At 69.8% G+C, this 22786-nt stretch carries 13 protein-coding genes; 7 read left to right on the top strand and 6 right to left on the bottom strand.

Annotated features, from left to right (window positions below; genetic code table 11):
* The 6 genes from ACFCZF_RS21205 to ACFCZF_RS21230 form a co-directional block, all read left to right on the top strand.
* Positions 1 to 3484: Rne/Rng family ribonuclease (locus ACFCZF_RS21205; RefSeq protein ID WP_376672965.1), on the top strand; the 3484-nt coding region annotated here is incomplete at its 5' end.
* Between the two features lie 196 nt (positions 3485 to 3680).
* Positions 3681 to 4742 carry an iron-containing alcohol dehydrogenase family protein gene (locus tag ACFCZF_RS21210; protein WP_376672966.1) on the top strand — a complete coding sequence of 354 codons (1062 nt, stop codon included), beginning with the start codon at positions 3681 to 3683 and terminating at the stop codon, positions 4740 to 4742.
* A 204-nt stretch (positions 4743 to 4946) separates the two neighbouring features.
* Entirely contained in the window at positions 4947 to 5267 is a 321-nt protein-coding gene (gene rplU / locus ACFCZF_RS21215) for a 50S ribosomal protein L21 (protein ID WP_031040408.1), read from the top strand.
* Positions 5268 to 5281: 14 nt separating this feature from the next.
* Positions 5282 to 5536 carry a 50S ribosomal protein L27 gene (gene rpmA, locus ACFCZF_RS21220; protein ID WP_003976205.1) on the top strand — a complete coding sequence of 85 codons (255 nt, stop codon included), beginning with the start codon at positions 5282 to 5284 and terminating at the stop codon, positions 5534 to 5536.
* A gap of 110 nt (positions 5537 to 5646) precedes the next feature.
* Positions 5647 to 7083 carry a GTPase ObgE gene (obgE, locus tag ACFCZF_RS21225; RefSeq protein WP_376672967.1) on the top strand — a complete coding sequence of 479 codons (1437 nt, stop codon included), beginning with the start codon at positions 5647 to 5649 and terminating at the stop codon, positions 7081 to 7083.
* Positions 7084 to 7885: 802 nt separating this feature from the next.
* Positions 7886 to 8884, top strand: coding sequence for a hypothetical protein (locus tag ACFCZF_RS21230; RefSeq protein ID WP_376672968.1), 999 nt, complete (start codon positions 7886 to 7888; stop codon positions 8882 to 8884).
* Between the two features lie 1041 nt (positions 8885 to 9925).
* Here the strand turns inward: ACFCZF_RS21230 and galU are convergent.
* From galU to ACFCZF_RS21255, 5 genes are all read right to left on the bottom strand, one after another.
* Positions 9926 to 10858, bottom strand: coding sequence for a UTP--glucose-1-phosphate uridylyltransferase GalU (galU, locus tag ACFCZF_RS21235; RefSeq protein WP_376672969.1), 933 nt, complete (start codon positions 10856 to 10858; stop codon positions 9926 to 9928).
* A 464-nt stretch (positions 10859 to 11322) separates the two neighbouring features.
* Entirely contained in the window at positions 11323 to 12537 is a 1215-nt protein-coding gene (locus ACFCZF_RS21240; protein WP_376672970.1) for an acyltransferase family protein, read from the bottom strand.
* Positions 12538 to 12718: 181 nt separating this feature from the next.
* On the bottom strand, positions 12719 to 13864 hold the full coding sequence (locus ACFCZF_RS21245; protein WP_376672971.1) for a glycosyltransferase family 4 protein: 1146 nt from the start codon (positions 13862 to 13864) through the stop codon (positions 12719 to 12721).
* A complete protein-coding gene (locus ACFCZF_RS21250; protein ID WP_376672972.1) occupies positions 13861 to 16737 on the bottom strand; it encodes a CDP-glycerol glycerophosphotransferase family protein in 2877 nt (958 codons plus the stop codon). Before ACFCZF_RS21250 ends, ACFCZF_RS21245 begins: the two co-directional genes overlap by 4 nt.
* 19 nt (positions 16738 to 16756) lie before the next feature.
* A complete protein-coding gene (locus ACFCZF_RS21255; protein WP_376672973.1) occupies positions 16757 to 19003 on the bottom strand; it encodes a CDP-glycerol glycerophosphotransferase family protein in 2247 nt (748 codons plus the stop codon).
* A 344-nt stretch (positions 19004 to 19347) separates the two neighbouring features.
* Between ACFCZF_RS21255 and galE the strand changes: the two genes are divergently transcribed.
* Positions 19348 to 20319 (top strand): UDP-glucose 4-epimerase GalE, encoded by a 972-nt coding sequence (galE, locus tag ACFCZF_RS21260; RefSeq protein WP_376672974.1) that lies wholly within the window; start codon positions 19348 to 19350, stop codon positions 20317 to 20319.
* 148 nt (positions 20320 to 20467) lie between these two features.
* Here the strand turns inward: galE and ACFCZF_RS21265 are convergent, their stop codons facing one another.
* Positions 20468 to 22510 carry a hypothetical protein gene (locus ACFCZF_RS21265; RefSeq protein ID WP_376672975.1) on the bottom strand — a complete coding sequence of 681 codons (2043 nt, stop codon included), beginning with the start codon at positions 22508 to 22510 and terminating at the stop codon, positions 20468 to 20470.
* Positions 22511 to 22786: the final 276 nt, after the last annotated feature.

Raw genomic sequence — 22786 nt, forward strand, 5'->3', positions numbered from 1 at the left:
CCCCGCGGCCGCCGAGACGCCCGCGCCCGCCGAGGCCGAAGACGCCACTCCGCGCCATGGCCGGCGTCGTGCAACGCGGCGCGTGGCCGCTCCGACCGGCGCGCCCGCCGACGCCGGCGCCGAGGTGAGCGAGCCCGCCACGGCTCCCGAGACGCCGGACAAGAACGAGCAGGCCGAAAAGACCGCCGCGCCCGCCGAGCCCGTCGAGGACGCCGCTCCGCGTCGTGCGCGCCGCCGGTCCACCCGTAAGGCCGCCACCGGTTTCGCCGCGCCGGCGCAGACCGCCGCCTCCGACGAGGGGGACGCTCCCAAGCGCCCGTCGCGTCCCGCCGTCGCGGTGTTCCAGGCGCCCGTGTTCGCCGAGCCCCAGTTCCAGACGCCCGAGCGGGCCGCCGCAGAGGCCGCCGCCGAGGCGGCCGGGACCCAGCCGGAGAAGGCGCCGCAGGAGACCGAGGAGCTCCCGGAGGAGCAGTCCGCCGGGTCGCGTCGCCGCCGCAAGCGCCGGGGCGCCGCCGCCGAGGAGGCCGCCGAGGAGCGGGCCACCGCCACCGTGAAGCAGGACGAGCCGGAGGCCGAGGCCCAGGCCGAGACGGACGCCGACTCCGACGCCGACGAGTCCGGTGAGGACCACGACGACGCCGAGGGCTCCGAGGACTCCGGTTCGCGCCGTCGCCGTCGCCGGGGCGGTCGCCGCCGTCGCCGGGGCGATGCCGCCGAGGGTGACTCCGCGGACGGCGACGAGTACGCCGCCGAGCAGGCCGCCCGGACCGATCAGGACGCTGCGGACACGGCCGAGCAGGCCGAGGAGGACGCCGAGGAGGGCGAGGACGCCTCGGGCGAGGGCGGCGGCTCCAGCAGCAGCCGTCGCCGCCGGCGCCGTCGTCGCCGTGCCGGGGACGGCTCCGGCGACGCCGAGTCGTCGTCCGCCGACGACCCCGAGCGCACCGTCGTCAAGGTCCGCGAGCCCCGTCCCCCGCGGGAGAAGGGCGAGCCGTCCGACGAGGTGCAGTCCATCAAGGGCTCGACCCGTCTGGAGGCCAAGAAGCAGCGCCGCCGGGAAGGCCGTGAGCAGGGACGCCGACGCGTCCCGATCATCACCGAGGCCGAGTTCCTGGCCCGCCGCGAGGCCGTCGAGCGCGTCATGGTCGTCCGCCAGCACGGCGAGCGCACCCAGATCGGCGTCCTGGAGGACGGCGTGCTCGTCGAGCACTACGTCAACAAGGAGCAGGCCACCTCGTACGTCGGCAACGTCTACCTCGGCAAGGTGCAGAACGTGCTGCCGTCGATGGAGGCCGCCTTCATCGACATCGGCAAGGGCCGCAACGCCGTCCTGTACGCCGGTGAGGTCAACTTCGAGGCCCTCGGCATGTCCGGCGGGCCGCGCCGCATCGAGTCCGCCCTCAAGTCCGGCCAGTCGGTCCTCGTGCAGGTCACCAAGGACCCGATCGGTCACAAGGGCGCCCGCCTGACCAGCCAGATCTCGCTGCCCGGCCGCTACCTGGTCTACGTGCCCGAGGGCTCGATGACCGGTATCAGCCGCAAGCTGCCCGACACCGAGCGGTCCCGGCTGAAGACCATCCTCAAGAAGATCGTCCCCGAGGACGCGGGCGTCATCGTGCGCACCGCCGCCGAGGGCGCGAGCGAGGACGAACTGCGCCGCGACGTCGAGCGGCTCCAGGGGCAGTGGGAGGAGATCCAGAAGAAGGCGAAGAGCGGCGGCAGCTCGAACGCGCCCACGCTGCTCTACGGCGAGCCGGACATGACCGTCCGGGTCGTGCGCGACATCTTCAACGAGGACTTCACCAAGGTCGTCGTCAGCGGTGACGACGCCTGGCAGACCATCCACGGCTATGTGTCCCACGTGGCGCCGGACCTCGCCGACCGGCTGTCCAGGTGGACCAGCGAGGTCGACGTCTTCGCCACGTACCGGATCGACGAGCAGCTCGCCAAGGCGCTGGACCGCAAGGTCTGGCTGCCCAGCGGCGGTTCGCTGGTGATCGACCGGACCGAGGCGATGGTCGTCGTCGACGTCAACACCGGCAAGTTCACCGGTCAGGGCGGCAACCTCGAGGAGACGGTCACCAGGAACAACCTGGAGGCGGCCGAGGAGATCGTGCGCCAGCTGCGGCTGCGCGACCTCGGCGGCATCATCGTCATCGACTTCATCGACATGGTGCTGGAGTCCAACCGGGACCTGGTGCTGCGGCGCCTGCTGGAGTGCCTGGGCCGCGACCGTACGAAGCACCAGGTCGCCGAGGTGACCTCGCTGGGGCTCGTACAGATGACGCGGAAGCGGGTCGGGCAGGGCCTCCTTGAGTCGTTCTCCGAGACCTGCGTCCACTGCAACGGCCGTGGCGTCATCGTCCACCTGGACCAGCCGACCGCCGCCGCCGGTGGTGGCGGCGCCGGCAAGCGCCGCAAGCGGGCGCGGGCCGGCGGCGCGGAGCAGCCGCACGAGCACGAGGCCGTGGCCGGCGTCGAGACCGGTGTGACGGCGGAGCAGGAGGCGGACACCGAGTCCGAGTCCGAGGTCGCCGCCGAGGCGGCCGAGCCGGTCGCCCTCCCGGCGCCCGACTTCAGCGCGGACGAGGAGCTGTACAGCAGCGCCGCCGAGGCCGAGGCAGCCGCCACGCGCGGTCGCGGCCGGCGCCGCACGAGCCGGCGGGCGTCGGCCCCGGCGGGCGCCCCGAAGTCGGCCAAGGCCGTGAAGGGCGAGGCCGCGCGCGCCGAGGTCCCGACCGCGCAGGACGTCACGGTCCAGGAGGAGGTCGAGCGTCCGGTACGGCAGGAGCCCGCCGCCGAGGTGCTCGCCGAGCCCGCCGCCGTCGAGGACGCCGTCTCCGGCGCCCCGGCCCCGGTCACCGAGGAAGCCCCGGCCGTCGTCGAGGCGCCGGTTGCCGAGGAGGCCGCGCCCAAGGGCCGTACCCGCCGTCGGGCCACCCGGAAGGTGTCCGCACCGGCCGGTTCGCCCGCGGGTGCCGAGGCCGCCGTGCTGACGGTCCCGGAGACCGCGCAGGCCGAGCAGGCGACGGAGGCACCGGCGGCTGCCGAGGCCCCCGTGGAGTCGGCCGCCGCGGCCGCCGAGAGCGCCGCCCCGGCGCGTCCGAGGCGCCGGGCCGTGCGCAAGCCCACCACGTCCACCGCGTCCGAGGAGGCGGCCGTCATGGTCGTCCCGTCGGCCCCGGCGGAGGAAGCGGGCGAGACCGCGGCCGTGGCGGAACCCGAGGCGGACGCCGCCGAGGAGACCGCCCCGGCCAAGAAGGCGGCGGCGCGCAAGACGGCGAAGAAGGCGACGGCGAAGAAGGCCGCCACCAAGAAGACCGCGACCAAGAAGACGACGACCGCGAAGAAGACCACGGCCAAGAAGGCGGCCAAGACGACGACCGCCAAGAAGGCCACGGCCAAGAAGACGGCGTCGAAGAAGACCGCGGCGGCTGCCCAGCAGACGCCGTCCTCGGTCACGGCCGCCACCGACGAGGGCTGATCCGGCCGTCTGTCGCAGAACGTGTGGTCCTGTCCCGCTCGGCATCCGCTCGGATTCCGTTCGGACAGGACCTCACGTTTCGGACCACACGTTTCGGACCTCACGTTTCCCCGGACGTCCCCGGGCGCATCATCACCGCACAACCGGGCCACCGACCCGTCCCCGCCGACCCGTCCCCGCGAGGAGAGAAGATCACGTGCCGGTACTGACGAGGCTCATCCCCTCGCCGCTCGTAGTGGACATCCGTCCGGGCGCGCTCGACGACCTGGCGAGTGTCCTCGCGGACCAGCGGATCTCCCAGTCCGGAAAGCTCGCCGTGGCGATCAGCGACGGCTCGGGAGCCCGCCTGCGCCGGAGACTGGCGCCGTCCCTGCCCGGCGCCGACTGGTTCGAGGTCGGCGGCGGCACCATCGACGACGCCGTGCGGCTGGCCGACGGCATGAAGGCGAGCCGCTACGACGCGATCGTCGGGCTCGGCGGCGGCAAGGTCATCGACTGCGCCAAGTTCGCCGCGGCCCGCGTCGGCCTGCCCATGGTCGCCGTGGCCACCAACCTCTCCCACGACGGCATCTGTTCACCGGTGTCGATACTCGACAACGACGCGGGCCGCGGCTCGTACGGCGTGCCGACGCCCATCGGGCTCGTCGTCGACCTCGCGGTGATCCGCGAGGCGCCGATCCGCTTCGTGCGCTCCGGGATCGGTGACGCCGTCTCCAACATCTCCGCGGTCGCCGACTGGGAGCTGGCCCACCGGGTCACCGGCGAGAAGGTCGACGGCCTCGCCGCAGCTCTGGCCCGGCAGGCCGGCGAGGCGGTGCTGCGCCACCCCGGCGGCTGCGGCGACGACGGGTTCCTGACCGTGCTGACCGAGGGCCTGGTGCTGTCCGGCATCGCCATGTCGATCGCCGGACACACCCGGCCCTCCTCCGGCGCCTGCCACGAGATCAGCCACGCGCTCGACCTGCTGTATCCGAGGCGTGCCGCGAGCCACGGCGAGCAGGTGGGCATCGGCGCGGCCTTCGCGACGTATCTGCGCGGCGACCACGAGGGCTCCCTGCTGATGGCCGGGACGCTGCGCCGGCACGGGCTGCCCGTGGTGGCCCAGGAGATCGGGTTCGACGACGAGGAGTTCGTACGGGCCGTGGAGTTCGCGCCGCAGACCCGGCCCGGCCGGTACACGGTCCTGGAGCATCTCGACCTGTCGCCCGCGCGGGCCAAGGAGGCGTACGCCGAGTACGTCGCGGCGGTCGCCGGCTGAGGCCCGGGGGCCCGGTTTGACCCTTGTCGTGCGGCCCCGTAATCTTGACCGTCGGCGTGTCGACTGACGCGTCACATCCCCGTAAACCTTTCTTCCTTCCGGGTGCGGGCCCCGACGGGCCCCGGCCGGGAGAGGCCGTTCGCGTGTGTCACCGGACGGCTGGACTGCGGGGGTGCCGTTCCAGAGCGAGAGAGTGAGATCCGCGTGTACGCCATCGTGCGCAGCGGTGGTCGCCAGCACAAGGTTGCTGTCGGCGACATCGTTGAGGTTGACAAGATTTCCACCGCCCAGGTCGGCGACACGGTCGAGCTCTCGACCCTGCTCGTCGTTGACGGCGACGCTGTGACCAGCGACCCGTGGGTGCTGGCCGGCATCAAGGTCCAGGCCGAGATCGTGGACCACCACAAGGGCCAGAAGATCGACATTCTGCGCTACAAGAACAAGACCGGCTACCGCCGTCGTCAGGGCCACCGCCAGCAGTACACGGCGATCAAGGTCACTGAGATCCCCGCGGCTGCGAAGTAAGGGACTGAGAACAGATGGCACACAAGAAGGGCGCATCGTCCACTCGGAACGGTCGCGACTCCAATGCCCAGCGGCTCGGCGTGAAGCGCTTCGGCGGTCAGGCCGTCAACGCGGGTGAGATCCTGGTCCGCCAGCGCGGCACCCACTTCCACCCGGGCGCCGGCGTCGGCCGTGGCGGCGACGACACGCTGTTCGCGCTGCAGGCCGGTGCGGTGCAGTTCGGCACCCACCGTGGCCGCAAGGTCGTGAACATCGTTCCGGTCGCCTGATCGGAAACTTTCGCGAGGCGGACCTCACTTCCCCCAGGGGAAGCGGGTCCGCCTTTCGCGTGTTACCCAAGAGACATCCCCACAGCAGGCAGTAACTGGAGGCACATCCCATGACCACCTTCGTGGACCGCGTCGAGCTGCATGTCGCCGCGGGTAACGGAGGCCACGGCTGTGCCTCCGTCCACCGTGAGAAGTTCAAGCCGCTCGGCGGCCCGGACGGCGGCAACGGCGGCCATGGCGGCGACGTGATCCTCACCGTCGACCAGTCGGTGACCACGCTCCTCGACTACCACCACTCCCCGCATCGCAAGGCCACCAACGGCAAGCCCGGTGAGGGCGGCAACCGCTCCGGCAAGGACGGCCAGGACCTGGTCCTGACCGTGCCCGACGGCACCGTGGTACTCGACAGGGCGGGCAACGTCCTCGCCGACCTGGTCGGCCAGGGCACCTCCTACGTCGCCGCGCAGGGCGGCCGGGGCGGCCTCGGCAACGCGGCGCTGGCCTCCGCGCGGCGCAAGGCGCCCGGCTTCGCGCTGCTCGGCGTGGCCGGGGACGTCCAGGACATCCACCTGGAGCTGAAGACCGTCGCCGACGTGGCGCTGGTCGGCTACCCGAGCGCCGGCAAGTCCTCGCTGATCTCCGTACTGAGCGCGGCCAAGCCGAAGATCGCCGACTACCCCTTCACGACGCTCGTCCCGAACCTGGGCGTGGTGACGGCGGGCTCGACCGTCTACACCGTCGCGGACGTCCCCGGTCTGATCCCCGGTGCCAGCCAGGGCAAGGGCCTCGGTCTGGAGTTCCTGCGCCACGTGGAGCGGTGCAGCGTGCTGGTGCACGTACTGGACACGGCGACGCTGGAGTCCGAGCGCGACCCGGTCTCCGACCTGGACATCATCGAGGCGGAGCTCAGCGAGTACGGCGGGCTGGACAACCGGCCCCGGATCGTCGTCCTCAACAAGATCGACGTGCCCGACGGCAAGGACCTCGCCGAGATGGTCAGGCCGGACCTGGAGGCACGCGGCTACCGCGTCTTCGAGGTGTCCGCGGTGGCCCACATGGGCCTGAAGGAGCTGTCCTTCGCGCTGGCCGAGCTGGTGGGCGGCGCGCGCGCGGCCCGGCCCAAGGACGAGGCCACGCGGATCGTCATCCGGCCCAAGGCCGTGGACGACGCCGGCTTCACCGTCACCCGCGAGGAGGACGGCCTGTTCCGGGTGCGCGGCGAGAAGCCCGAACGCTGGGTGCGCCAGACCGACTTCAACAACGACGAGGCCGTCGGCTACCTCTCCGACCGGCTCAACCGCCTCGGTGTCGAGGACAAGTTGATGAAGGCGGGCGCCCGCAACGGCGACGGCGTGGCCATCGGCCCCGAGGACAACGCGGTCGTCTTCGACTGGGAGCCGTCCGTGACGGCCGGCGCCGAGATGCTCGGCCGCCGCGGCGAGGACCACCGCTTCGAGGCACCCCGCCCGGCCGCCCAGCGCCGCCGGGAACGCGACGCCGAACGCGACGAGGCGGACCGGGAGTTCGACGGTTTCGAGCCGTTCTGAGCGTCCCCCCAAGTCCTGACCGACTGGCCTCAGCAGCGACTGTGCCCACATGAGTGCACCGCGTCAGCATGGGACGCGGAGGTCGGCCACGACGGTACCGGACTGGTCCCGCCAGCTTTTCGGGCATGGCGGGGCCAGGATCAGCCGACAGTGCCTGGCATGAGGTGCTGTCGTAGTACTCGATCTCGGGCGAACGGTGGCGACATGACCGCGGCCCTCGTGGAGTGATCGTGCCCTCGCTGACCAAGTGACTGGCCGCCTTCGACGAACAACGCCGAGCCCTGGAGGTTCGGAACGAAACCCATCCTCTCGCCGAGGCCCTGACCGCCGCAGTCCTCCCGACCGCCGTCGGCGACGGCAGCTCGCGGTCCCTACCGCCGCCAGCCCTGCCTCATAAAGGCCTCGCCCCGGCGACCAGGCGGTTGGGTACCTGGATCCACGGCGAACACACCTCCAGAGCCGGGTACCGGCAGCTGAACGCGTGGTGTTCACCCAAGCCCTCCTCCGCCACCGCATCAGCGTAGTGATCGCGATGCTCCGCGACGGCCGCTTCTTCCGCACCGTCTCCAGATGGATGCGCAAGCTCTCGGCGACGCCCGTGAGGGCGCGGTCGTTCGAATACCACACTGTCCACTGCATCCGGTTCTTTGGGCACTCCAGATCCTGTCGTCCTGCCCGTCCTCGACAGATGAGGTGTGCGCGGCCGCCACCAGGAATCGCCCGTCAAATGCCAGTAGTCGCAGGCGTGTTAGCATCTCGTGGCCCGTTTGTGATCCAATCTGCCAGTAGTAAAGGTGATTTGATGGACCGTCGTTCTCTACTCAGGAGTGTTGTATCCATGGGGGGTGCTTCGCTGGTCTCGATGTCGGCATCCCCCAGTGCGCAGGCAGCTGACACCTTTCATGTGGCGGTCTGCGAGCAGAACAGGAATCAGATTCTCATCCATCCGGCAGGTGAAGGTTGGACCCCAGCGAATCAGGTTTGGTCCTGGACGCCGCCCAGTGCAATCGTCGATGGAGTCAACACTTGGAACGGGCTGTCAGACGTCAAGTTCCGCGACACTGATGCCTTCGGGTGGGTTGCTCTAGTCACGGCATCACAAGGCAAGGTCGGTATCGTGAACTTTGGCGACGATGACGCACTTCTGTGGTCTGCGAGGCCGTACGGGAATCCGCATGCGGTGGAACGCATACCGGGGATCGGAGCGATCGTGGTCGCTTCATCGCATGCGTCGGATCGGGTTGACTACCCTGGGTTCCTCACTGTCTACGCGCCGACCGACCCCAATGACCCGAGTACCCTGAGGAGGGTCCAGGAGATCAGATTCCAGGGCGCGCATGGAATCTGGTACGACGGAAGTCACCTTTGGGCCCTGGGAACTTGGACCCTTGCCAAATATCGAGTGAATGGCGACGCGCTGTCCACTCGCCTTGAGGCAGCTTGGGTGCACACTTTCTCCTCGCCCTTCAACGGGCACAGCCTTGACACCGACTACAGTGACTCCGGCTACCTGCTCATCACAGGTGGTGGGTCGGTGAAACGCGTACATAAGGCAACGGGGGTCATCAGTTCCATGACACCGTCCGATGCCGGAGTCAAGTCGTATTCCCGTGTGCGTTCCGGCGTATCGTTTTGGCAGCAGGCCATCGCTGTGACGTCTCCTCCAAGCAATGGCTGGTGGAATACCTACATCCAATTCTTCAACAGCTCCGGCGAGCGGACCTACAGGCGCAATTTGGAGGGCTACGGCTACGAAGGGCATTTCTACAAGGCCCGAGTCTCCAGCACCTCGTTTTCCTGAATGGCCCGCAGGTCGTAACTGCGGAATCACCCCGCAGTGAACGTACTTCACTGTGCCCTTCTCATCCCGATCGTCAGGCGAAGTCGATGGCGTGAACGGCGGCGACGGTCCGGCTGATCCGGGTCGGTCCGCAGTGGGCCTGGCGGGAGCTCCGCCATTGCTTCAGGCGGGCGAGGGCTCGCTCGCCGGGCACCGCAGATGGGAAAAGGGTCCCGGTAGGACCGGGCGTGCTTATCGGGTAGCTCTCGGCCGTAGTAGGGGCTCAGATCGTGCGCGCGAGCCGCGGTCAGGTCGTGCGTGCCGAACTGCCGCCACGCCCAACTTCCCTTTGATGTCAACCGTCCGACGGCGGAGACTCTGAACGACGCTGCGGCTCGTAACGAGGAGGGCATGCCCCGCCTTCCGAGCCTGCTTCAAACAGCCGCCTATGCGCGCCAAATCATCACCGTTCACGACGTTCCGCACGCCGGAAGAGATCGCTGCACTGGCTGAGGCGAGACTTGCGCGTCAACCCGTGCTGACGTGCTCCGGCTCACCGCTCGGACTCTGGGCGATCACCCACGAGGCCACTTCACCAGCACTTCGCCATGCGCCCGTCCGCCATGCGTGAACTTCGACGGCTGCTCGACATCGCCAAAACGCCGAGCGTTACCGTCCGGCTCGTGCCACTCGACTGCGCGGTCCATCCGGGGTGCTCGGCCGTTCCAATCTCGGGAGCTCCCCGCCGCTCATGCCGAGTGTGGTCGTGTCGGAAAACTCAGGCGTGCGTCGAGTGCGAGGACAGGCGCCCGCCCTTCGCCACAGCCTTCGCCCAGTGAAGCTGAGCAACTACCGCGTTTCGAACTCACCGGCGGGGCGCGGGCGGTGCGATTCGAGAATCCCGCTCGGGAACCGCCCGGTTGCACTGCTCCGGAGTGGGCCGCCTTCCGGGCTGGTGTACTGGCCGGGGAGCTCTGAGCCCGAGGCCAACCGTCCCACGACTCAGCTTCGTCGTGGGTTCTCAGCTCACCCTTCGCGCCGTTCCAGTGCCGCCGTCACCCGTCAGGCGCTGACGTCCGTCAGCTCTTGGTTGGCGTAACTACGAAGCCAGGTCCGGAAGTCCGGGCCCAGGTCTTCACGTTCGCACGCGAGTCTGACAATGGCACGCAGATAGTCGCCGCGGTCACCGGTGTCATAGCGGCGGCCCTTGAAGACGACGCCGTGCACCGGGCCGCCGGCCTTTCCCTCGGCGGTAGCCGCTGTTGTATGCGTCTCGGCGAGCTGCTGGAGGGCGTCGGTCAGCTGGATCTCGCCGCCGCGGCCGGGTTCGGTCTTGCGGAGTATGTCGAAGATGTGCGGGTCGAGCACGTAGCGGCCGATGATGGCGTAGTTGGAGGGCGCGTCGGCCGCGTCGGGCTTCTCGACCAGTCCGCCGACCTTGACGACGTCGCCGTCCTCGGTGCCCTCCACGGCCGCGCAGCCGTAGAGGTGGATCTGCTCGGGCGCGACCTCCATGAGGGCGATGACGCTGCCGCCGTACTGCTCCTGGACCTCGATCATGCGCTGGAGCAGCGGGTCGCGCGGGTCGATCAGGTCGTCGCCGAGCAGGACCGCGAAGGGCTCGTTGCCGACGTGCGGGGCGGCGCACAGCACGGCGTGGCCGAGGCCCTTGGGGTCGCCCTGGCGGACGTAGTGGATCATGGCGAGGTCGCTGGACTCCTGGACCTTGGCCAGCCGGCTCGCGTCGCCCTTCTTCTGGAGGGCGGACTCCAGTTCGTAATTGCGGTCGAAGTGGTCCTCCAGAGGGCGCTTGTTGCGGCCCGTGACCATGAGGACGTCGCCGAGGCCCGCGGTCACGGCCTCTTCGACCACGTACTGGATCGCCGGCTTGTCGACGACCGGCAGCATCTCCTTGGGAGTGGCTTTGGTGGCCGGCAGGAACCGGGTACCGAGCCCGGCTGCGGGGATGACAGCCTTGCTGATGTGAGAGGCCATGTGTTGCCTGGTGTCCTTCGTCGTTTGAGTTACGGGCGTGCGTTCATGTCCACATCGGAGAACGGCCGGTAAGGCGCAGACGTGTCCGCGTTCGAGTTTGTCCGCTGCCGTAGGACATGGGCCTGGATGCGGCCGACGCTGGGGCTGGAGCGATCGCGTCCATGGACAGCACCGGGAGACTCGGCTCCTCGCTGAGGAGCAGGCTGCGTGCTAGCCGCGCCGTCGCGCGCCCGTCGGCGTACTGCACGAACCACCTACGGAACGCGGCCCGCAGCTCGGTTGCCCGGGCAGTTTATCAGGCACCGGATCAGGGATTCGTTGAGGTCGTCCTCGCCGGCTGCTCGGACAGGTCGTCGAAGTACGCGCATCTGCCGAGCTTTGCCGCAGCGGTATCGGTGGACATTCCGCAGGTCTGTCGCAGCCTGAACCGGATCAGCCCGAGTGTCGCGAGCCCGGGTCGGACGTCACGGCCGTCGGCGTGAGGTCGGCGTCTTCAGGCCGAACTCGGCACTGCTCAGCAGCCGCCGCATGGCAAGCGCTATCGGGCGCTCGACAAAGCGCTGGACGAAGTACGACAGCACGACGAGGCCGCCGACCGTCACGCCCACCAGAGTCCAGGGGCTCATGCGGTCACTGAAATGGTGCAGCAGCGAAACGCCGATGACGTCGTGCAGGAGGTACAGGGGGAAGGTCAGCGATCCCGCGACGGTCAGCCAGCGCCCGCGAATCCAGGTGGTCCAGCCGAGCGCGATCGCCGCGATCAGCAGGAAGAACACCGTGGTCGAGAGGATCAGCCAGCCACGCCAAGGCGACCAGGTCTCCCAGTTGTTGCGTCCTCCGTGTGGAGCCAGCAGGAAGTGCAGCGCCAACAACCACGACATGGCGACGATGCCCCACAGCAGCGGCGTCGGCCGGTAGCGGTACATCAGGTAGAAGGCCATGCCCGCGATGAAGAACGGGGCGGACGTCGGATTGACGAGCAGTGTGAGCAGCGGGATCCCGGCGCTCGGCGCCAGCACCGCGGCGACCGTCCAGAGACCGCAGAAGACCACCACGCGCTGGTAGGTCAGGCCCTTCCAGACCACCACCGAGAAGGTGAGGTAGAAACAAAGCTCGGGCCAGAGCGTCCAGTAGACGGAGTCGAGGTTGTCAACGCCGAGCGGGGTCTGAAGCATCGTGAGGTTGGCGAAGAGAACCCGCGGGTTCGGGTGCCCGAACGGCGTGTCGAAAAGGTAGATCGCACAGGCCGACACCACGATCGCCACCCAGTACATCGGGTACAGCCGGGTGACCCGTGAGATGAAGAAGTCACGAGGGGAGCGCCCCCACGCGCTCATGCAGATGACGAAGCCGCTGATGAGGAAGAACAGGTCGACACCGAGCCGGCCGAAGGCGAAGTAGCGGTGCGCCTCCGGGAACAGGGTGTCGACCGGGCGGCCCCACACGAACTCCATCGCCCCGGGTGTCTGCCCGACGAAGTGGAAGAGGACCACCGACAGCGCCGCCAGGAACCGCAGCCCGTCCAGTGCGGCGAGCCGGTTCTTGCGGACCACCGGCCCCGCGTCGGCCAAGGGCGCCTCGGTACCAGGCCGGAGCGACGACGCTCGCGCGGCAACCGTGGGCTCGCCCGTCTGTGCGGTGGGACCGTCCGCCGGTACGTGCTGGTCCGTTTGGCTCATGCATCTTCCTTCCCGGTCACATGTCGTGCTGCGTAAGGCTTCTTGACGATCGCGACTCATGACCGACAAGCGGAGGGAATGGTTGTAGGGCCTTTCCAGTACGCGCGGCGGCTGAAGGGGCGGGCGTGGGCCCGGCCCCCCCCGACCGGGCCCACGCCGTCACCAGCGTCGGACTTCGGGACTAGCGTTCCAGGAAGGTGAACAGCTCTTCCCACTGGTCCGTGATGGCCGAGGGAGAGTAACGCTGCACGTTCTCACGTGCCTTCTCACCCATCGTGTCCCGGAGTTCGGCGTTCTCCATGAGTCGACCCAGCTGACGCGCGAGTTCCATGGTGTTGCCCGGGCGGGCGAGGAGACCGTCCTCCTCGTCCTGGACGATCTGGCGCACGCCCGGCGCGCAGTCGAAGGCCGCGCAGGGCACGGCGCAGGCCATGGCCTCGAGCAGAGCCAGTGGGAAGCCCTCACCGCGGGACGACTGGACGAACACCGAAGCACCGTGCAGCGCGCCCACGACGTCGTCGGTCTGCCCGGCCCACTCCACCGAATCGTCCAGCCCGAGCTGGGCGCACTGCTGCTTGAGGGCGCTCTCGTCGGGACCGGAACCGTAGATGCGAAGGCGCCACCCGGGGTGCTTGGGCGCAGCATCGGCCCAGGTGTCGAGCAGCATGTCGATGCCCTTCTGATGGCCGAGGCGGCCGACGCTCACCACGACCTTCTCGGTGCGCGACGAAGGGACCTCCGGCATCATCGGCAGGGGGTTCGGCATGAACCCCACGTTGTTGAGCCCGCGGCCGACCCAGAGGTCGGCGTCCTCCTGGGTCAGCAGGAGGAGCCGGTCGACGTCCTTGTAGTACCGCCGGACGCGTTGGAAACGCGAGGAGCCCTTCGAGTACTCGTAGGACTCGTGGCTCATGCCGAGGACCGGATGACCGGCAGTGTCGGCGGCGGCCACCCACTCCATGGCCCAGACCTGGGTCACGATGATCATGGCGCCAGGGCCGGCGGCCCGGAAGAGACCCGACAACCGCTCCGCGGTCTCCCGCGTGCCCGCCTCCCGCGCGGCCTCGCGCCGCCGGGCCGCGAGGTTGGCCCGGTCGCGGAGGTTGCGGGCCTGCCAGGGCCCGGGCGGCCGCTGATCGTAGAGCGTCACGGTGGTGAAGGGCGGGTCGTCACCGAGGTCCATCGGTACTTCGGGCGGTGCGATGCCCACGATGGTCACGCGGTGGCCGCGCTCGGCGAACAAACGGGCCATCAGCGCCTGCCAGCGGGCGACGCCGCCGAGTTCGTTGACCTCGTTCGCCACGAAAATGATGTCGCGCTGTGTCATCGGGCTTCTCCCTCGGAGCCGAAGAAGCGATCGACGATCCGGGCGGCCGCGTCACCGCGGTCGTACTCACCGTACTGCGTCATGAATTCCTTGATCCGTCCCTCGCAGCCGGACGCGAGGGTGTCCAGGTCCGACAACACATCGAAGAGCTCCTCCGCCGTACCGGTCACCGGACCGGGGGCCTGCTCCGACAGGTCGAAATAGGTTCCGCGGCTGTTCTGCGCGTACTCGTCCCAGTCGTAGGTGAAGAAGACCATGGGCCGCTGGAGCAGGGCGTAGTCGAACATGACGGAGGAGTAGTCGGTGACCAGCACGTCCGAGAGCAGCAGCACCGGAGTGATGTCGGGTTCCTCACTGACGTTGACCACGCGGCCGGCGACCGACGGAGGCAGCGTGACGTTGTTGAGGTAGTGCGTTCGGATCAGCAGCGTGAAACGGTCGCCGAAGCGGTCCGCGAATTCCTCGACGTCGAAGGGAAACTCGAACTTGCGTACCTTGCCGTTCTCCTGCGCCCGGAACGTCGGGGCGTACAGGACGACGGGGCGGTCTCGCCGGATGCCCAGCCGCTCGGCCAGCTCCTGCGCGGCCGGGTCGGTGGCCGCCGAGTCGCGCGCCCCTACCAGGGCGTCGTTGCGCGGGTAGCCCGTGCGCAGCAGCTTCTCCTCCGGTACTCGGTAGGCCCGGGCCAGTGTCTTCTCGTCGTGCTCGCCGCGTACCACGAAGTGGTCGAAGCGGTCGATGGCCCGTTGATAGGCCTGTTGCTCGTGCTCCGGCATGATCCGGTAATGCGGCTCGTCGAAGCCCATGCGCTTGAGCGCGGAGCCGTGCCAGGTCTGGATGTAGGTGGTCTCCGGACGCTTGGGCAGCTTCAGCGGGAACCCCTGGTTGTCGATCCAGAACTCGGCCTGTGCCAGCGCCCTGAGGTAGGGCCAGGACCAGCGGCGCACCAGCTCCACGTCCTCGGGGAACCCGGTGGGGCGGTTGCCGGCGTACGACCAGAAGACCTTGACCGGCACATCGCGCCGGCGCAGCTCCTCGTAGATGGCGCGGGGGCTGTCGCTGTACTGCTTGCCGAGGTGGCTCTCGAAGACGACGGTGCCCTTGCGTACGGGCAGCAGCCGGATCATGCGCTCGAACGTCTCGATCTTGCGCGGACCGGAGTGCAGGTCCTTGCGCACCGAGGCGACCTTGCGCACCATCTTCTTCGCCATGCGGGCGGGCGGGCTCTGGATGTTGCGTTGGACGAGCGTCGACGTGCGCTGCGCCAGCCGGCCGTGCTGGGTCAGCCGGAAGGCGAGGTGCCCGTTGGCCGAGGCGTGCGGCAGGATCCGGTCGGCCATCATCCGGCCGAGCCGCGGGCGGATGCGGATCTCGCCTGCGCCCTCCAGATCGGTGCGCCCGACCGTGAGCCGGCTCGTGGTGCGCTCGCCGTCGACCGTGAGGTGCATGCGTACGTCCCACACGTCGTCGATGAGACCCACTGGGCGTAGCTTGCCGGCCAGCGGGACCGTGGCCTGCCAGGTCACGGACTCCCCCTCGTGCCGGAATGCCGACACCGGGAATCGGAACGACTGCAGGCTCTTGCGGCGGGCGCGGAACTCCAGTTCGCCCTCCAGCCGGGCGCCGGGGGAGATCACGCCCAGCGGGTTGACCAGGGCACCGGCGAGGGCCACCCCCGCAGGCTGCTCCGCGTACCGAGTCACCGCGTTGCGCAGGCTGAGACGCTGGACCGGCCTGGCGTGGTAACCGAGGCCGGTCACGTCGAGCACGGTGCGGCCCATCGGGTCGTCCAGGTGCTCCGCGCACCAGTAGACCCGGCCGTCCCGCTCCAGCAGCGGGCTGGAGACCTTGTTCTTGTTGATGAGCGTGTCGATGGCCGGCATGAGGTGGTCCCAGTCCTCACGCAGCAGCAGGTAGGCGCAGAGCCGGTGGATCGGGGACAGCTCCGCGTAGGCCTCGTCGGGGAAGTCCTGGATGTAGCTGCGGGCCATCTCCGCGAAGTGGTGCCGGTACTCGTCGTCCAGGAAAGGCAACTCCCGGAGGTAGAGGACGAGGTCGTGCTTCAGGAACTTCGTGTCCTTGTGCAGCTTCAGGTCGTCGTGGCCCTCATCGGCGAGGATGCGGTCGATCCTGCGGTGGATCTCGAGCCGGTCGGCGAAGTTGTTGATCTCGTGCCGGCGGTTACTGATCGACTTCTCTTCGGTCTTCTCGACGACGTTCCAGTGGTAGACCGTGTTCGGGATCAGCGTGATCCGGGACGCGGCCAGGTACGCCTGGGCGGAGAAGAGCAGGTCCTCGTAGTGGATGCCGCGCGGGAAGGTCAGGCCGCTGTCGACGAGGAACTCGCGCCGGTAGCACTTGTTCGTCGACAGGGTGTCGAAGACCAGTAGGTCGGGTATCTCGGCGACCGAGTCGAAGGTGCGGGTCTGCCGGTAGAGCCATTGGTACCACTTGGCAGTCTTACCCGACCGGCTGTCGGTGTGGACACGCAGGCAGAGCCCGGAAACGAGGTCGGCCCCGGTGCGCTCGGCGGCCTCCAGCATGTTGCGGCAGGCGTTGACCTCGAGGGTGTCGTCACTGTCGAGGAACATCACGTAGCGGCCGCGGGCGATGGCTATGCCCTGGTTGCGCGGCTCGCCGCAGCCGCCGCTGTTCTCGGCCAGCTGGATGGCCCGCACCCGGTCGGAAGTGGCCGCCAGCCGCTGCGCGACCTCGAAGGAGCCATCGGTGGAGTGGTCGTCGGCGACGATGACCTCGACATTGTGCAGGGTCTGGTCGAGGACCGACTGCACCGCCGTCGGAAGACGATCGGCGTCGTTGTAAACGATGACGACGACGCTGATGTCGGGCGTTCTGTCGTGGTGCTGGGACACAGCTGCGGCTACCTCTGGCTCAAAGGACGGATATCGGGTCGGACGTGGCGTTGCCCGGGCTGGGGGGCGGAGCAGGCACCCGCTGGTCCAACGGCACGATCGGCGGCAGCTCCGCGAGCGGCTCACCCAGGAAGACGTGTCGAACGACGCGTTCGGATGCGTGTCCGTCGTCGAATTCGCAGAAACGCCGGCGGAAGGTGTCCCGGCGCTCGGTCGTGTCCCGGCTGTCGTACTCGCCCGAGGCGAGCAGCCGCAGCAGCTCCGCCTGGGTGGTGGCCACCGCGCCGGGCGGTTCCTGGAGCAGGTCGAAGTAGGTGCCGCGCACCGCCGAGTAGACGTCCCAGTCGGGGACGTAGCTGATGATCGGGCGGTCCAGTACGGCGTAGTCGAACATCGCCGAGGAGTAGTCCGTGATCAGGGCGTCCGCGGCGAGGTACAGCTCCTCCACCCGGGCGTGCCCGGAGACGTCGATGATGCGGCCCGTGCGGCGCAGTTCGGCGACGTGCGGGGAGCTGCCGTAGAAGTAGTGGCCGCGCACCAGCAGGGTCACGTCCGGCCCGAGTTCGTCGGCGATCCGCGCCAGGTCCAGCGGCGGGGTGAAGCCCGGCTGGTACTCGCGGTGCGTCGGCATGTAGAGGAACGCCTTGGCGCCGTCGGCCAGCCCCAGTGCCGCACGCGCCGCGCGCACGTCCTCGGCGGTGGCGTTCACGAGGGCGTCGTTGCGTGGGTAGCCGGTCTCCAGCGTGGTGTAGGAGCAGGGGTAGACCCGCTCCCAGATCACGGTCGAGAACTGGTTGGCGCTGACGCTGAAGTCCCAGCGGTCGCACCGCTCCAGGAGCTTCTCGAAGTCCATGTCGGTGGAGGCCGGGAACTTCTGCTGGTCCAGGCCCATGGTCTTCAGCGGGGTGCCGTGGTGGGTCTGCACATGGACCTGGCCCTCCCGCTTCACCACGGAGTCCGCAAAGTTCACGTTGTTCACGAGGTACTTGGCGCGGGCGAGGGCCGCCCAGTACTCGCGCGAGCCCACCCGCACGACCCGCACGCCCGTGGGCACCTGGGCCGCGTTCTCCGCGCGGACCGCCCACACGCGGCGCATGTGCGGGGCCAGCCGGGCCAGTTCGGCGTCGATGGCGGCGGGGTTGCAGGAGACGCTGCGGCTCCAGTAGGCGGAGAACAGCACCAGGTTGTCGTCCAGCGGCAGCCTGAGCTGGGACTGGTAGAACGCGCCCATCGCGCTGCGCTTGGACCGGTTGAGCGCGGTACGGGTGCGGGTCTTGACCCGCTGGCGGAACTTCACCGCCGCCAGCGCGCTCACCATGGTCGTGTACGCGTCGCGCTCCAGCATCCCGTACTTGTGACCGCGACCGCCGGCCGGCCGCGTGAAGCCCTTGGGCAGCCGGGCGCGGTAGTCGGCCGAGGCGCGGTGGAAGAACTCCGCCCGCGCGTCCTGCGGCAGGCGGCCCGGGCGCTCCAGGACGGTCAGGTAGTGGTCGGCCATCTTGCGGAACAACGGGCCGCGCCACTCGGCGAGTTCCTCGTGCGCGTCGAGGTAGTCGAAGACCCGCTGGTACTGGTCGAAGACGTCGAAGTGCTTGCGGCTGACCGTCTTGAGGATGTTGCCGCCCTCGCGGCGCTGCCGGTAGCGCACGCAGACGCGGTCCAGCACGGCGACCCGCTCGGCGCTGATCAGGGAGCAGAACGTCCAGGGGGCGTCCTCGTAGTACCCGGGCGGGAAGGTGAGCCCGGTCCGGGTGACGAAGTCGCGCCGATAGGCCTTGTTCCAGACGATCTGCAGCAGGTCGAGCAGCTTGGGGCGCTCGGCGAGGGAGAAGACGTCCGGACCGTCCTGCTTGAGGAGATCGGCCCGCAGGTTCGGGCGGACCGTGCCGTCCCAGTAGGTGCGGGCGTAGTCGAAGACCAGAATCTCGGGATTGTCCGTGGCGTCGAGCCGGTCGCAAATGGCCGACAAGGCACCGTCGGACAACGTGTCGTCACTGTCCAGGAACAACACGTAATCGCCCGTGGCCTTTTCCAGCCCCGCGTTGCGCGCACGCCCCAGGCCCACGTTTTCCGTGAGGTGAATCACACGAATCCGGGAGTCCCGTTTCGCGTATTCGTCGAGGATGGCCCCTGACCCGTCCGGCGAACAGTCGTCGACCGCGATGATCTCGAAGTCCGTGCAGTCCTGTCCGAGTACGGAGTCGAGGCACTCGGGCAGATAGCCCTGCACCTTGTACACGGGGACGACGAGAGAGAGCTTGGGCATCCTTACAACCTGTTCCGAGAACTGACCACGGGACCGCGAGCTGGGGCCGGATCGCGCCCCGGCGCCGTCGGGGCCGGGAGTGCGCCGCCGCATCAGCGTAAAGGATTCACGCGAAGTTTCCGCGGGCACGGTAGTCGGACGGCCTGTGCTCCGCCGCAGCGGGAAACGTCCCGTACGTGGCCGCCGGAAGGGTCACTCCGAAGTGGCTGGAGAACTTCCTCACATTCGGCCCCCCTGTCCTCTATGTGTACGTCTGTCGACTTTCATCCCCATGTGCCCGACTCGATTTTCGGTGGCGCACGGACGAGTCTGCACCCAATGACGAACACCTGGGAGGCATGAGGATGAGCTGGCTGGTCACGGGCGGAGCCGGGTACATCGGAGCGCATGTGGTGCGCGCCCTGGCCGACGGCGGTGAACGCGTGGTCGTGTACGACGACCTGTCCACCGGCAGCACCGACCGCGTGCCCGACGGGGTGCCGCTGGTCGTCGGCAGCGTGCTGGACCGGACGGCGCTTGAGGACGCGATTCGTGACCATGCTGTGACAGGGGTGGTGCACATCGCGGCCAAGAAACAGGTCGGGGAGTCGGTGGAGCTGCCGCTCCACTACTACCGGGAGAACGTGACGGGCCTGGCGACCCTCCTGGAGGCCATGACGTCGACCGGCGTCGGCCGCCTCGTCTTCTCCTCCTCCGCCGCCGTCTACGGCATGCCCGATGTGGACCTCGTCACGGAGGACACCCCCTGCCTGCCGATGAGCCCCTACGGCGAGACCAAGCTGATCGGCGAGTGGCTGATCAACGCCGCCGCCCGGGCCCACGGCATCCGCGCCGCGTCCCTGCGCTACTTCAACGTCGCAGGTGCGGCCGCTCCCGAGCTGGCCGACTCCGGCGTCTTCAACCTCATCCCCATGGTCTTCGAGCGCCTGGAGGCGGGCGACGCCCCGCGCGTCTTCGGCGACGACTATGCGACGCCGGACGGCACCTGTGTACGGGACTACATCCACGTGAAGGACGTCGCCTCCGCCCACCTCGCGGCGGCCCGGCGCCTGACGGACGCCCCCGAGGGCACGTCGCTCGTCCTCAACATCGGGCGCGGTGAGGGCAGTTCGGTCCGGGAGATGGTGGACCGCGTGCTCAAGGCCACCGGCAGGCAGGACGTCGCCCCGCACGTGACCGAGCGCCGCCCCGGCGACCCGGCCCGCGTCGTCGCCTCCGCCGACCGAGCCCACGAGGAACTCGGCTGGTCGGCACGCCACGACCTGGACGACATGATCGACTCCGCCTGGCAGGGCTGGCGCCACCACCACGGCTGACGTCCGTCGGACGGTGAACTGGGCAGGGTGCGAGGCGCGCCCTGCGTATCCCTTCCGGCGCAGGCGGGCGGACGGCTCCTACGGGTGCCCGCGCCTCGCCCCTCCAGGAGCCTGATCCGGCGGATCACGCCGGATCAGCCCCTGCGGATCAGGCCCCGGCGCGGGGCCCGCCGCCACTGCCGGCGGACAGCGGCGCAGGCTGCTGTCGTGGTCCGGGGAGCGCGAGTTCCGTGGCGAGGCGCTCCGCCCTCCGCGTCCGGTGGTGCCCCGCCGCCGCGCACAGCGCCCCCACCGCCCCGGCGAAGCGTTCCTGGGAGGGCGGCTCGGCCGGGCCCAGCAGGCGCAGGGCCAACGCGGCCCGGGCCTCGGCCAGTTCGTCGCGTTCCGGGTGCCGGACCGCGTCCAGCAGTTCCGGCACCCCGGCCGCGTCCGGCGTCAGCACGGTCGCCGCCGCCACCGTCGGGAACGACTTGCGGAACCCGTCCTCGGCCAGCCCGCTGGTGTTGGCCACCGCGTACGGCTTGCCGCTCGCCAGGAAGTCGCTGATCACGCTCGACACGTCACTGATCAGCAGGTCGGCCCGGTTGAAGCAGGCGTACAGCGGAGGCCGGGCGTCCGTGACGACCCGGTGCTCCCACTCCGGCAGCGAGGCCCAGTACGCCTCCTCCCAGGCGGCCGTCGCCCGCGTCACCTCCCCGGCCCGTCCGGGCTCCGGCGCGGACCGACGCAGCATCCGCTCCGCCTGGTCGGCGCCCGACCGGAAACCGGCGGCGGTGAGCCGGTCCAGCTCCGCCGTCCGCCGTACCAGCTCACCGGCCGCCGACGTCCCCGGCCGGGGCCCGCTCCGCTCCCGGTTCGCCGCCCGTACCAGCTCCCGGATCCGCAGATCGGCGGCCCCGGCCCGCGGATCCACCGACCCCGTCAGCGGATGCGGCTTGTACAGCAGCCGCACCCCCGGGTCCGCGAGCAGCGTCCGTACGAGGTTCTCGCCGGCCTCGATCACCGACGTGTTGCCGGGGTTGCCGTCCCAGCCCTCCCACGTCGGCGCGTACAGGACGGTCGTGAACGCCCCCGGGGCGGGCGGCCCCGCGTACGGCCGTACGGCGTCCAGCTGCGGGCGGCCGATCTCCACCACGTCCTTGTCCTCGACGCCGACCTCCGCCAGCGCGTACCGCTCGCGCGCCGCAGGGCCGGCCACCCACACCTCGTCGTACGCCTTCGCGTACGGGTTGCACGAGGACAGCTTGTCGCTCTCCCCGTGGTTGACGAAGGCGTGCTTGATCGTGGGGATGCGCAGGACCTGCGAGGTCTTCCCGGAGTTGGAGGGGTGCAGGAGGACGCGGAGCGTGGAGTGCTCCAGGCGCATCAGCGTGGACACCTTCGGCAGGCACACGACGGGGATGTCGGTCGCCGCGATCCGCTGCACCATGAACCGCTCCCGCAGCACGATCACCGGCCGCCCCTCCAGCCGCGCGAGGGGTTCCAGCCACATGTTGGCCTGGTAGGCCGAGGACGCCCCGCCCGAGAAGTACAGGCCGACGGTGGGCCGGTACTCCGCGAGCCACGCCTCGAACCAGTCGAGCACCTCCTGCTCGCCCGCCGGCCGGCGCCCCGGCAGCAGCCGCAGGAGCAGCGCGCCGAGGCCGCCCAGCGCCACCGACAGGGACAGCGCGAGGCCCGCCGCGCCGTACACCGGCGCGTCGGTGGCCGCCGTCGCCAGCAGCCCGGCCGTCGCCGGCAGCCCGAACGCCGCCAGCCGGTGCCCGGGGCGGCGCAGCAGCAGCGGAGGCGCGGGGGTCAGCCGCAGCGCCGAGGCGTCGATGTTCCGGGTCACCACGGGCAGCGTCCGGGTGCGGCGGACCAGGACGGACACCGCCTGGATCGCCCAGTGCAGCCCGTAGAAGGCGAGCAGCCCGGCGACGAGGGGGGCGTACACCGTCTCCCGGTGCTGCTCGCCGAGCCGCAGCAGGCCCACCACGAGCAGGAGGTCGCGCAGTACGTGCCGCACCGTGACGTCGGCGTGCGACTTGGCGAACAGCGACACCATGCCCCGCTGCCAGCGGTACAGCACCGCCTCGGCGGCCAGCGAACCGGCGGTCGCCGCCAGCAGCAGCGGCACGTGCGGCAGCAGCGCCCCCACGGCCTGCGCGGCGAAGGCGGCCGCCAGCACACCGAGGACGAGCAGCTTCACGGCGGTCCGCGGGCGGGGGAGCGCGAGCCGGCGGAGACGCGGGAAGGTGAACCGGACGGGGCCCCGGCGGGGGGCAGGGCGGCGGGGAAGACTGCGGCGGGGCAGGGATAGGGGCACTGCGGTCGCTCCAGGCTTGCTCGTCGCGCATCGGACATCCGGGTTAACGGCGGCCGACCTCCGGACGACACGCGCGTGTTGACGACCCCCTTGACGCGGTCCCGCGCCGCAGCCCCGTCCGCAGCCTGGACCGCGGCGCGGGAGGTGGCCCCGTTCGCG

The sequence above is a fragment of the Streptomyces sp. NPDC056296 genome, from assembly GCF_042268605.1.
Taxonomy (GTDB): Bacteria; Actinomycetota; Actinomycetes; order Streptomycetales; family Streptomycetaceae; genus Streptomyces.